Annotated in this window: 12 protein-coding genes; 1 reads left to right on the forward strand and 11 read right to left on the reverse strand. The window is 56.3% G+C overall.

The window, feature by feature from the left end; genetic code table 11:
* Positions 1–124: 124 nt before the first annotated feature.
* From rlpA to leuS, 10 genes are all read right to left on the reverse strand, one after another.
* Entirely contained in the window at positions 125–1,231 is a 1,107-nt protein-coding gene (gene rlpA / locus K7B04_RS12130; RefSeq protein ID WP_223802168.1) for an endolytic peptidoglycan transglycosylase RlpA, read from the reverse strand.
* Positions 1,232–1,241: 10 nt separating this feature from the next.
* Positions 1,242–2,354, reverse strand: coding sequence for a peptidoglycan glycosyltransferase MrdB (gene mrdB / locus K7B04_RS12135; RefSeq protein ID WP_064548238.1), 1,113 nt, complete (start codon positions 2,352–2,354; stop codon positions 1,242–1,244).
* A 2-nt stretch (positions 2,355–2,356) separates the two neighbouring features.
* A complete protein-coding gene (gene mrdA / locus K7B04_RS12140; protein ID WP_163446148.1) occupies positions 2,357–4,258 on the reverse strand; it encodes a peptidoglycan DD-transpeptidase MrdA in 1,902 nt (633 codons plus the stop codon).
* A gap of 26 nt (positions 4,259–4,284) precedes the next feature.
* Entirely contained in the window at positions 4,285–4,752 is a 468-nt protein-coding gene (rlmH, locus tag K7B04_RS12145; protein WP_064548242.1) for a 23S rRNA (pseudouridine(1915)-N(3))-methyltransferase RlmH, read from the reverse strand.
* 3 nt (positions 4,753–4,755) lie between these two features.
* Complete coding sequence (rsfS, locus tag K7B04_RS12150) at positions 4,756–5,073, reverse strand: ribosome silencing factor (RefSeq protein WP_064548405.1); 318 nt, start codon at positions 5,071–5,073, stop codon at positions 4,756–4,758.
* A 263-nt stretch (positions 5,074–5,336) separates the two neighbouring features.
* Complete coding sequence (locus tag K7B04_RS12155; protein WP_223802169.1) at positions 5,337–5,945, reverse strand: adenosylcobalamin/alpha-ribazole phosphatase; 609 nt, start codon at positions 5,943–5,945, stop codon at positions 5,337–5,339.
* A gap of 10 nt (positions 5,946–5,955) precedes the next feature.
* On the reverse strand, positions 5,956–6,615 hold the full coding sequence (gene nadD / locus K7B04_RS12160) for a nicotinate-nucleotide adenylyltransferase (RefSeq protein WP_191091008.1): 660 nt from the start codon (positions 6,613–6,615) through the stop codon (positions 5,956–5,958).
* Positions 6,608–7,639 (reverse strand): DNA polymerase III subunit delta, encoded by a 1,032-nt coding sequence (gene holA, locus K7B04_RS12165; RefSeq protein ID WP_223802170.1) that lies wholly within the window; start codon positions 7,637–7,639, stop codon positions 6,608–6,610. The genes nadD and holA overlap by 8 nt, the downstream gene beginning before the upstream one ends.
* Entirely contained in the window at positions 7,639–8,211 is a 573-nt protein-coding gene (gene lptE / locus K7B04_RS12170; protein WP_163446144.1) for an LPS assembly lipoprotein LptE, read from the reverse strand. Before lptE ends, holA begins: the two co-directional genes overlap by 1 nt.
* A 14-nt stretch (positions 8,212–8,225) precedes the next feature.
* Positions 8,226–10,808: a leucine--tRNA ligase gene (gene leuS / locus K7B04_RS12175; protein WP_223802171.1), complete on the reverse strand. Its 2,583-nt coding sequence runs from the start codon at positions 10,806–10,808 to the stop codon at positions 8,226–8,228.
* A gap of 225 nt (positions 10,809–11,033) precedes the next feature.
* On the opposite strand from leuS, the gene K7B04_RS12180 reads away from it, so the two are divergent.
* A complete protein-coding gene (locus K7B04_RS12180; protein WP_163446142.1) occupies positions 11,034–11,516 on the forward strand; it encodes a zinc ribbon-containing protein in 483 nt (160 codons plus the stop codon).
* Positions 11,517–11,617: 101 nt separating this feature from the next.
* Here K7B04_RS12180 and rihA read toward each other — a convergent pair whose 3' ends face one another.
* Positions 11,618–12,553, reverse strand: coding sequence for a pyrimidine-specific ribonucleoside hydrolase RihA (rihA, locus tag K7B04_RS12185; protein WP_223802172.1), 936 nt, complete (start codon positions 12,551–12,553; stop codon positions 11,618–11,620).
* Positions 12,554–12,602 lie beyond the last annotated feature (49 nt).

Genomic DNA, 12,602 nt, shown 5'->3' on the forward strand with positions numbered 1-12,602 from the left:
CATCCGTGATGGAGTTAAAAAAGTGCCTTACTATAGCAAATGCCCCGCGGGCAGGCATCCGACATCGTATATGACTTTGTTAATGACTTTTACATATACGAAGATTCGGACACCGCTGAGTGCTCTAGTTGGCGTGTGTAATAAACGATTGCAGCTGTGCTTCATTCTGCAAACGCCCTTGTAAGGTGCTGGCTTCGCTTTTGCTGGCGAATGGACCGAGCTGAATACGCCAGACCGCGCCGTTTTGCGTTACGCGGCCAGGAACGGAGAACTGCTGGCTGAGGCGCTGCTGATACTGCTGCGCGCGAGCCTGGTCGCTGACGGCGCCAACCTGAACCACATAATCACCCGCTGCGGCCGCTGCGGGTGCAGTAACCGCCGCAGTCGCGGCGGGCGCTGTGCTGGCAGGCGCGGTGACCTGTGCCGTCACCGGAGCGGCCGTTGCCGCTGGCGCAGATTCTTCGAGTACGCCGTTATTCAACGGGGTAGGCGCGCCGAGGAAGCCGCTGCTTTTTACCGGTGCGCCTTCGCCGCTGTCGGCGGAGGTCAGCGTATCGTTGCTAATGGCGCGTACGTCGCCTTGCGGCGCCGCGGCTTGTGGCGCGGAAGAGACGCTGCCCATCCCGCCACTCAGGTCAGGACGGCTCGGCAGCGCGTAGGTCTGTTTTGCCACGGTGGTACAGGCCATACCGGGGCCGGAAAGTGAACCATCCTGGGCGACGATAATCGGATCGATGCGGACTTTGGTATTGTTGGAGGTGTTCAGGCGATCGGCCGCCGCGCGGGAGAGCGAAATGACGCGATCGTTGCCATACGGCCCGCGATCGTTAATGCGTACGACGATCATCCGGCCGTTAGCCAGGTTAGTAATACGCGCGTAGCTCGGCACCGGCAGCGTGGGGTGCGCGGCGGTAAGCTGGGTCGGGTCAAAGGTTTCGCCGATGGCTGTCAGATTGCTACCCGGCTCAGCATCATAGATGGCGGCCAGACCAGACTGGCTAAAGTTAGCCGGATCCTGGACGATTTTGTATTTCTTGCCGTCGCGTTCGTAATCCTGATTCGCCGTCGCGTTCAGAGGTTCAAAGCGTGGATCGGCCCCGCTGATTTCCACCGTAGGACCATTACATACCGCAGGTTGTGGCGCGGAGACGGTTTGTTGCTGAACATCATCACTCGAACAAGCCGCCAGCAGCCCTGCCGCTATGCAGATCCCAAGCCATTGCTTACGCATTGAGCACCCCTTAGACGCTTTTTGACAACATTTTCCTGTGGGTGTGTATCGACATTACGATACCAAACCCGGCCATCAGTACGATCAGGGCCGAACCCCCGTAGCTGACCAGCGGTAGCGGTACGCCAACCACCGGCAAGATGCCACTTACCATACCAATATTTACGAAGACATAAACGAATAAAATCAGCATCAAACCACCGGCCATCACCCGGCCAAAGGTCGTTTGCGCCTGGGCGGCAATCCACAGGCCGCGCATTATCAGCAGCACGTACAGTGCCAGCAAAATCAGAATACCGATAAGCCCAAGTTCTTCGGCCAGTACCGCGAAGATAAAGTCGGTATGGCGTTCTGGTAGGAATTCCAACTGCGACTGTGTCCCGTGGAGCCAGCCTTTACCGCGCAGACCGCCGGAGCCGATGGCGATTTTGGACTGAATAATATGGTAGCCCGCGCCCAGTGGGTCTGATTCCGGATCCATCAGCATCATCACACGCTGTCGCTGATAGTCATGCATCAGGAAGAACCAGAGTATCGGGATAAAGCAAGCGACCAGCACTACGGCGACCAGAATCAAACGCCAGCTTAAGCCGGCGAGGAACAGGACGAACAGGCCGGAGAGGGCGACCAGAATTGAGGTGCCAAGGTCCGGCTGCGCGGCAACCAGCAGCGTCGGCATGAAAATCAGCACCAGCGCGATACCGGTGTTTTTCAGCGTTGGCGGGCAGACGTCGCGGTTAATAAAGCGCGCGACCATCAACGGCACGGCGATTTTGGCAATTTCGGACGGCTGGAAACGCACAATACCGAGATCCAGCCAGCGCTGCGCCCCCTTAGAGATGGCACCGAAGGCGTCAACCGCCACCAGCAGAATAATACAGATAATATACAGCCAGGGGGCCCAGCCTTCGTAGACGCGCGGCGGGATCTGTGCCATCACCACCATGATGACCAGGCCCATGGCGATCTGGCCGATTTTACGCTCCGTCATCCCCATATCCTGGCCGCTGGCGCTCCAGATAACCAGCGCGCTGTAGGTCAGCAACGCCAGCAAAATCAGCAGCATGGCGGGGTCGATATGGATTTTATCCCAGAACGATTTTTTGTTCGGATTATCCGTCATGATTATTGGTCCTCCGACGCGGCCGCAGCAGGGTTCTCGGTCGGTAATTCGGTGTTGTTGTCGCCCAGCATGATGTGGTCAAGAATCTGACGCATGATGGTACCGACAGCCGGGCCTGCGCCGCCGTTCTCCAGAATAATCGCCACGGCGACCTGTGGATCGTTATACGGCGCAAAAGCGGTCATTAATTTGTGGTCACGCAGACGCTCCGCAATACGGTGGGCGTTGTACGTTTCGTTCGCCTTCAAGCCAAAGACCTGCGCGGTACCTGACTTGGCAGCAATCTTATACGGTGCGCTGGCAAAATATTTATGCGCGGTGCCGTTGCCGCGGTTGGCAACGCCGAACATCCCGTCTTTGGCAATTTCCCAGTAGCCGGAGTGGATGTCGCCAATCGGGGGTTCCTGAGGCTGTGTCCACGGTACTTTCTTGCCTTCTTCGACGGTGCTGGCCAGCAGATGAGGCGTTTTGATGATGCCATCGTTAATCAGAATCATCAGCGCTTTGCTCATCTGGATAGGTGTCGCTGTCCAGTAACCCTGGCCGATCCCTACCGGAATGGTATCACCCTGATACCAGGGCTTTTTAAAACGTTTGAGCTTCCATTCGCGGGTTGGCATGTTGCCGGAGCGCTCTTCCGCAAGGTCGATACCGGTATAATCCCCGTAGCCAAACTTGCTCATCCACTCCGACAGACGGTCAATACCCATATCATAGGCGACCTGGTAGAAGAAGGTATCCGCGGACTCTTCCAGCGCCTTGGTGACGTTCAGGTGACCGTGGCCCCATTTCTTCCAGTCACGATAGCGTTTTTCTGAGCCAGGTAACTGCCACCACCCTGGGTCAAACAGGCTGGTGTTGCGGTTAATCACGCCCGCACTCATGGCGGAGACCGCGACATACGGTTTCACCGTAGAAGCCGGAGGGTAAACCCCCTGAGTGGCGCGGTTAACCAGCGGCGTGTTCGGATCGTTTAACAGGCCGCTGTAGTCTTTGCTGGAGATACCGTCAACGAACAGGTTAGGATCGTAGCTTGGCATTGAGACCAGCGCCAGAATGCTGCCGTTGCGCGGGTCAGTCACCACCACGGCGGCGCGGCTGCCGGCGAGCAGGGTTTCGATATACTGCTGCAGCTTGAGGTCGAGCGTCAGGTAGATGTCGTGCCCGGCCTGCGGCGGCACTTCTTTCAACTGACGAATAACGCGGCCACGGTTGTTGACTTCCACCTCTTCATAGCCGGTTTGCCCGTGGAGAATATCTTCGTAATAACGCTCAATACCCAGTTTACCGATATCGTGGGTCGCGGCGTAGTTGGCCAGCTTGCCGTCTTTATCCAGGCGGTCGACATCTTTATCGTTAATTTTTGAGACGTAGCCGATGACGTGCGTCAAGGCGGAACCATACGGATAAAAGCGGCGCTTATAGCCCTTTACCTCAACGCCGGGGAAACGGTACTGGTTGACGGCAAAGCGCGCCACCTGCACTTCCGTGAGGTTGGTTTTGAGTGGGATGGAGGTAAAGCGATGCGAACGGGCGCGCTCTTTTTTAAAGGCGGCGATATCGTCATCGCTCAGGTCGACGACGTCACGCAGACCATCGATAGTCTGCTGAACGCTATCGACTTTTTCCGGCATGATTTCCAGCTGGTAGATGGTGCGGTTCAGCGCCAGCGGGGTGCCGTTGCGATCGTAAATAATGCCGCGGCTTGGTGCGATGGGCACCAGCTTAATGCGGTTTTCGTTAGAACGCGTCTGATAGTCGGTGAAGCGAACGATCTGTAAATTATAGAGGTTGGCAATCAGCACGCCGGTAAGCAGCAAAATTCCCAAAAAAGCGACCACCGCCCGGCGCACAAAGAGCGCGGACTCTGCCGTATAGTCGCGAAAAGAATTCTGTAGTTTCATTCGCTGCTTAATCTACCTGGGTCTCATTATTCGCGGTGGTAAGGGTGGTTGGTGGTAATGCTCCACGCTCGATAGAGGCTTTCGGCCACCAGCACGCGCACAAGCGGGTGAGGGAGCGTTAATGTGGAGAGCGACCAACTTTGTTCTGCTGCGGCCTTGCATGCCGGAGAAAGCCCTTCCGGGCCGCCGATTAACAGGCTGACATCACGACCGTCACCCTTCCAGCGTTCCAGTTCACGCGCAAGCTGCGGCGTATCCCAGGGTTTGCCGGGGATATCCAGCGTGACGATGCGGTTTTTTCCTGCGGCGGCGAGCATCATCTCGCCTTCTTTATCCAGAATACGCTTGATGTCCGCATTTTTACCGCGCTTGCCGGCGGGTATTTCCACCAGTTCGAACGGCATATCTTTCGGAAAACGACGAAGGTATTCGGTAAAACCGGTTTGTACCCAATCCGGCATTTTGGTGCCGACGGCGACCAACTGCAGCTTCACAACTTAACCCCAGAGCTTTTCCAGTTCATACAGGCGACGGCTTTCTTCCTGCATGACGTGGACAATGACATCGCCTAAATCAACGACAATCCAGTCGGCAACGCTTTCGCCTTCAACGCCCAGCGGCAGCAGGCCGGCAGCGCGGGACTCCTGAACCACATGATCGGCGATAGACATAACGTGACGGCTGGAAGTACCGGTGCAGATAACCATGCAATCGGTGATGCTGGACTTACCCTGAACATCGATGGTGACGATATCCTGACCTTTTAAATCATCAATTTTGTCGATTACAAAATCCTGGAGTGCTTTACCCTGCAAGTTTTCCCCCTGGGGTGTGAAGATAAACGATATAAAACAGCCTGACAGTATACCCGAACTGAAAATATTGTCGGGACAATAAATCACCAAACGGCCTTTCAGGCGGGGTATCATCCCATTCCTTTATGCCGATTGCATCGCCATTTTTGTAAAACAATCTCTGTCCACAAATGCTGGAGGGGGATGATTCAGGCTGCGGAGAATAACAGTCTAATAATTAGTGTCAATGGGTTGGCCCTGCCCGGAGGCAGAAATCGGTTTTATTACTCATCGGGTCGCCAAATCGCTCGGCTGTTGAGCACCCTGAGCGTGGTAAATTCTGGCGTAAAATCAATGACGCTCCACGCGCCGTGGTCAATGCGGAAATGCCACATACTGGCGGTCGGCATTCCCAATAGACGCGCCGTTAACAGACTCAGGACGCCCTGATGGCTGACGATCAGTAAATTTTGATACGGATAGTGCGCCAGTTCGTTCGCGAAGTCGGCCACACGCCGGGAAAAGTCGGGAAAACCTTCGCCGTTGGTCGGTGCGGCGTGCTGCCAATCAGCGCACCAGGCTGCGTAATTCTCTTTGTCTTCAACCTGCAGGTCACGGTGGTGACGCATTTCCCAGTCACCGAAAAACATTTCGTTGAGCTGCGGGTTTGCGGTAAGCGGAATGTTACGTTCGCCCAGTAGCAGCCGTGCAGTATGCTGTGCGCGTTCAAGCCCGCTACACAGCGCATGATCGAAGGGAACCTGACGCAGCATCTCACCAAGGCGCTGCGCCTGCTGTTGGCCTTTGGCCGTGAGTGGCGTTGGCGCGTGGCCGCTGTACAGGCCAGCCACATTGGCTTCAGTTTCGCCGTGGCGAACTAACCAGAGCTTCATGCCGCTTCCTCTATGCGCCGTGGTGATACAACCCCTGTTGCATGATGTAGTTGAGCACCGCTTCGGGCATCATTTCATCGCAGGGTTCATTATTTTCCAGCCGTTCGCGAATCAGCGTGGCGGAGACGTCGAACCAGGGCGTTTCCGCCAGGTAGATTTTCCCCGCCGGCTGGTTGTGCAGCTCTTCAATATTACTGGTGAGGTGCTTGTCCAGCCAGTACTGATGCTCTTCGTGCTGCATGGTCAGCGGGTAACCTGGGCGACGGGTTACCAGCAGATGGGCGTTGTCGAGGATTGTTTCGTAGCGATGCCAGCTTGGGAAAGTGAGCAGCGAATCCTGGCCGATAATGAAGGCCAGGGGCTGATCCGGTCCCTGTTCCGCTCGCCACTCCTGGAGCGTATCCGCCGTAAAGGAAGGCGTATCGCGGCGCAGCTCGCGTTCGTCGAGCACAAAAAGCGGCTTATCGGCGATAGCCAGCTCAACCATCAGTTTGCGCTGTTCGCTGGTGGCTTCAGGCTGCGGACGATGTGGGGGTACGTTATTGGGCATAATGATGACCCTGGACAGACCAATCTGGTTGGCCAGGATCTCGACCGGCTTCAGGTGACCGTAATGGATGGGATCGAATGTCCCGCCGAAAAGCGCCTGTAGTTTTGCCATATCATCCATCGATAAATACGTCGGCTAGCGCTTTATGACAAAGCAATAGCGACAAACTTTCCAGTTCAGCCCAGATGGACTGACCATAATCCTGTTTTAAAGTGAGCTCGGCACGACTGAGCAGGGTGACGGCCTGACGCAGCTGTGAACCGCTCAGACGGTTAACCGCCTCACCGACCATCGCCCGACGGTTTTGCCAGACCCGGTGTTTATCAAATAACGAACGCAGCGGCGTGTGTGCGCTCTGACGCTTTAACGTCACCAGCAGCAGCAGTTCGCGCTGTACCGTGCGTAGTAGGATCACCGGCTCGCTGCCTTCAAGACGCAGTTGCTGCAGGATATGCAGCGCGCGTTTACTTTTGCCGGCCAGCAGCGCATCAACCCAGTGGAACGGCGTAAAGTGTGCGGCATCATTGACCGCCTGCTCTACGCGCGGCAGCGTGAGTTTCCCGTCCGGCCACAGCAGCGACAGGCGCTCGAGCGCTTGCGAAAGCGCCAGCAGGTTGCCTTCATAGCAGTAGCACAGCAGTTGACTGGCGGGTTCATCCAACAGGAGGTTGTTCTGTTTGGCACGGTTGGCCAACCAGCGGGGCAGTTGGGCGGGTTCCGGCGTCTGGCAGCTAATCTGCACCGCGCGGTTCGCCAGCGCCTGGATCCAGGCGGCATTCTCCTGCGATTTGGTCAGCTTGTTGCCACGAACGATCAGCAATAGATCGCCATGAAGCAAACTCACCAGCGTGGCTAGCTGTTCATTGATGGCGGCGTTCGGGCCATTTTCCGGTAGCAGCAGGAGCAGGGTTTGACGACTGGCAAACAGACTCATCGCCTGGCATAGAGAGAAGATCTCGTTCCAGTCGGTGCTGGCATCCAGCGTCACGGTATGGTGCTCAATAAAACCCTCGCTCACGGCGGCATGCCGGATCGCATCCTGGCTTTCCTGAAGGAAAAGAGGGTCATTACCGAGCAGGAGATACGCCGCGCGCAGCCCTTCAGAGAGCTGCGCGCGGAGTTGTTCTGGGTACAACCGAATCATCAGTTACCCAGAGTGGTAGAGACGCGAGAGCCGTTATCGGATGCGGAAGCCGCAGCCTCTTTGCTCTCTTTTACATCAGCGATGTGCACGCTTGGCAGCTTACGGATTAGCTGTTCGGCGGCTTTCTGGTACATTTCCTGAACGATCATGCTCTGTTCGTTGTCTTTTGCCAGCGCCTGCTGTGGGTTGTCAAAGAACGAACGATAGACCTTGGTGGAAATCGGGAAGATATCCTGACCCGGGAGCAGCACCGTAGCGTTGACCGTCATGACCATCTGGTATTCTGCCGTTTGACCGTTCTGGAACACAGACGCCGTGTCCTGGGAGAGGCTAACCGCGCCCAGACGCAGCGACGGTACGTCCTGACGAAGCGTGCTCTGATCAAGCAGCGTAATACCATTGCTTCTTAGTTGATCGCGCACAGCACGACTCAGCGGACCGTTAGGATCGCCGGACTGAAGGATCAATGTTTTCATTTCGTCCGGCACCTGCGTGGTACTACGCAGGTGCCAGCCGCATCCGGCGGTGACCAGCACCGCCAAAGATAACAACAACGTTGTCAGATATCGCACGCTTCCTCCCGCGCTTAGCCTACGACCAGGTTCAGCAGTTTGCCCGGTACGTAGATGACTTTACGTACGGTTACACCCTCAAGGTATTTCGCGACCAGGTGTTCCTGGCCTGCGCGTTCACGCACCTGTTCTTCGGTCGCATCGACCGCAACGGTGATTTTCCCGCGCACTTTACCGTTAACCTGCACAACGACCAGCGTGGTGTTTTCCACCATCGCTTTCTCGTCGGCCACCGGCCACGGCGCATTGTCGATATCGCCTTCGCCACCCAGTTCCTGCCACAGGGTGAAGCACACGTGTGGGGTGAACGGGTTAAGCATACGCACGACGGCCAGCAGCGCTTCCTGAAGCAGTGCGCGGTCCTGTTCGTCTTCCTGCGGCGCTTTCGCCAGTTTGTTCATCAGCTCCATGATCGCCGCAATCGCGGTGTTGAAGGTCTGACGGCGGCCGATATCATCGGTCACTTTAGCAATGGTTTTGTGGACGTCACGACGCAGCGCCTGCTGATCTTCGCTCAGCGCATCAACGTTCAGTGCCGCTACCGGGCCGCGAGCGGTATGCTCGTAAACCAGTTTCCACACACGTTTCAGGAAGCGGTTTGCCCCTTCAACGCCGGATTCCTGCCATTCCAGGGTCATATCCGCTGGAGAAGCAAACATCATGAACAGACGTACGGTATCGGCACCATAGCGCTCAACCATCACCTGCGGATCGATACCGTTATTTTTGGACTTCGACATTTTGCTCATGCCGGTATACACCAGCTCATGGCCTGCCGCGTCCTTCGCTTTCACGATACGACCTTTTTCGTCGCGCTCAACGATAGCATCAACCGGAGATACCCAGTTACGTTCGCCATTGGCACCAACGTAGTAGAACGCATCGGCCAGCACCATGCCCTGACACAGCAGCTGTTTAGCCGGTTCGTCAGAGTTGACCATGCCCGCGTCGCGCATCAGCTTGTGGAAGAAGCGGAAGTAGAGCAGGTGCATGATGGCGTGTTCGATACCGCCAATGTAAATATCCACCGGCAGCCAGTAGTTTGCGGCTTCTGGATCCAGCATGCCTTCGTTGTACTGCGGGCAGGTGTAGCGCGCGTAGTACCAGGAAGATTCCATAAAGGTATCGAAGGTGTCGGTTTCGCGCAGCGCAGGCATACCGTTGACGGTGGTTTTCGCCCACTCAGGGTCGGCCTTGATTGGGCTGGTGATACCGTCCATGACCACGTCTTCCGGCAGGATTACCGGCAGTTGATCTTCCGGCGTCGGCATCACAGTGCCGTCTTCCAGCGTCACCATCGGGATCGGTGCGCCCCAGTAACGCTGACGGGAAACGCCCCAATCACGCAGACGGTAGTTCACTTTACGTTCGCCAACGCCTTTCTCGGCCAACTTATCGGCAATGGCGTTGAAGCCCGCTTCAAAGTCCAGACCGTCGAATTCGCCGGAGTTAAACAACACACCTTTCTCGGTCAGCGCCTGCTCGGAGAGATCCGGTTCCGAGCCATCAGCGGCCAGGATAACCGGCTTGATGGTCAGGCCGTATTTGGTGGCGAATTCGTAATCGCGCTGGTCGTGACCCGGAACGGCCATAACCGCGCCGGTGCCGTACTCCATCAGCACGAAGTTAGCCGCCCATACCGGGATTTCTTCGCCAGTCAGCGGGTGAACCGCTTTAAAGCCGGTGTCGACGCCTTTTTTCTCCATGGTCGCCATATCGGCTTCGGCCACTTTGGTATTACGGCATTCGTCGATGAAAGCAGCCAGCTCTGGGTTATTCTCGGCCGCTTTCTGCGCCAGCGGGTGACCTGCAGCCACCGCCAGGTAAGTCGCACCCATAAAGGTGTCTGGACGGGTGGTGTAAACGGTCAGCGTATTGTCATAACCGGTCACGTCGAAGGTAATTTCTACGCCTTCAGAGCGGCCGATCCAGTTACGCTGCATCGTTTTCACGGTGTCAGGCCAGTGATCCAGGTTGTCCAGATCGTTCAGCAGTTCGTCAGCGTAGGCGGTGATTTTGATAAACCACTGCGGGATCTCTTTACGCTCAACTTTGGTGTCGCAGCGCCAGCAGCAGCCGTCGATAACCTGTTCGTTCGCCAGTACGGTCTGGTCGTTCGGGCACCAGTTGACCGCAGAAGTTTTCTTGTACACCAGCCCTTTTTTATACAGCTCGGTGAAGAACTTCTGTTCCCAGCGGTAGTATTCCGGCGTACAGGTCGCCAGCTCGCGACTCCAGTCATAGCCGAAGCCCAGCATTTTGAGCTGGTTCTTCATGTACGCGATGTTGTCGTAAGTCCACGGAGCAGGCGCGGTATTGTTTTTTACCGCTGCACCTTCAGCAGGCAGGCCGAACGCATCCCAGCCGATTGGCTGCAGTACGTTTTTGCCCAGCATGCGCTGGTAGCGAGCAATAACGTCGCCGATGGTGTAGTTACGGACGTGGCCCATGTGTAGTCGACCAGAAGGATAGGGAAGCATCGACAGGCAGTAATACTTCTCTTTGCTCTCGTCTTCGGTAACTTCAAATGTGCGCTTCTCATCCCAGTGAAGCTGGACTTTCGATTCTATCTCTTCCGGGCGGTATTGCTCTTGCATGGCAGCCAGTGATCCTGTTTTCAATACAGCTACAAATGTAGCCAATAGATGTGGTATTTCAGATCCGCATAGCATAGCCCAAACGTGCACGTCAAAACAGCCTTTCGCACGTTAAGGCGGTGAAAAGCCGCGCGGGTAATTTCTGAACTCTGTGGCGAAGCTGGCAAAGCGATCCACAAATAACGGCTATTATTATAAGAGGTTAACTGGCTGGGAGAGGAAATGATGAACAAGGTTGCTCAAATTTACCGTGAACTGGTCGCCACGCTGACCGAACGTTTGCGTAACGGCGAACGCGATATCGACGCGCTGGTGGCTCAGGCACGGGCGAAAGTCGCGCAAACCAGCGAGTTAACGCGCAGCGAAATTGACGAGCTGCTGCGCGCCGTGCGTCGCGATCTCGAAGAGTTTGCGATGAGCTACGGCGAAAGCCAGGAAGACGACTCCGATAGCGTCTTCCTGCGGGTGATTAAAGAGAGTATCTGGCAGGAACTGGCGGATATTACCGATAAGACACAGCTGGAATGGCGCGAGGTATTCCAGGATTTGAATCACCACGGCGTGTATCACAGCGGCGAAGTGGTAGGATTGGGAAATCTGGTTTGCGAGAAGTGTCATTATCACCTCGCCGTTTACACGCCGGATGTGCTGCCGCGCTGCCCGAAGTGCGGCCACGATCAGTTCCAGCGCAGGCCGTTCGAGCCGTAATCAAGCATGCCGGATGGCGACGCTATGCGTCTTATCCGGCCGACAAGAATAGGTCATCGTCAGCCGGATAAGCGTGAGCGCCATCCGGCGTTTTTGTTGCGTCAGGCGTAGAACGCCAAACGCTCCGCCAGCAGATTAACGAACGCCCCACGATCTACATCCACCATCACCGTCGCATTCGGCTTATTCCCCGTCAGGAAATAATAATCCACTACCGTCATCCCCTGGGTGTATTTCCCCTGTGTTTCTACGCCAACCCAACGCTCAACGGTGGTGAAAATGTCGGGCTTCAGCAGCCAGGCGATGGTGCACGGATCGTGCAGCGGCGCGCCGACAAATCCCCATTTTTCGTCTTTGTGGTACTCCATAAAGAAGTCCAGCAGCTCGGCGACGATGGTGGAAATGGGGTTGCCAATGGCGCGAAAGCGTTCGATATCGGTGGCGTGAATCTGTGCCTTATGGGTGACGTCCAGCCCGGCCATCACCACCGGAATGCCTGACTGGAAGACGATTTCCGCCGCTTCCGGGTCGACGAAAATGTTGAACTCGGCAGCGGGCGTCCAGTTGCCGAGCGTCATGGCGCCGCCCATGATCACGATGCGGGCGATTTTTGTATGCAGTTCCGGGTGGCTATTCAGCAGCAGCGCCACGTTGGTCTGTGGGCCAGTGGAGACGATGGTGACCGGCTGTGCGCTCTCGCGCAGGGTTTTTGCCATCAGCTCAACGGCAGTGCCGCTTTGCGGGGCGAATGACGGCTCGGGCAGCGCAGGGCCGTCGAGGCCGCTTTCGCCGTGAACGTTATCGGCGATAATCAGCTCACGCATCAGCGGTTTCACCGCGCCGCCAGCCACCGGGATATCCGGGCGCTTCAGCAGCGTCAGCATACGCAGGACGTTGCGCAGAGTCTTGTCCGGCGTCTGGTTGCCCGCGGAAGAGGTGATAGCTTTGACCTCAAGCTCAGGAGACGCCAGAGCGAGGACGATTGCAATCGCGTCATCATGACCCGGATCGCAATCAAGAATAATCGGCAGTGCCATAGCAGTTCCTTGTTCGCGTTATTTTGTGACAAGGGTAATGCTTGCTAGT

Origin of the sequence: Kluyvera sp. CRP (assembly GCF_019930565.1) — a bacterium.
Lineage (GTDB): Bacteria > Pseudomonadota > Gammaproteobacteria > Enterobacterales > Enterobacteriaceae > Kluyvera > Kluyvera georgiana_A.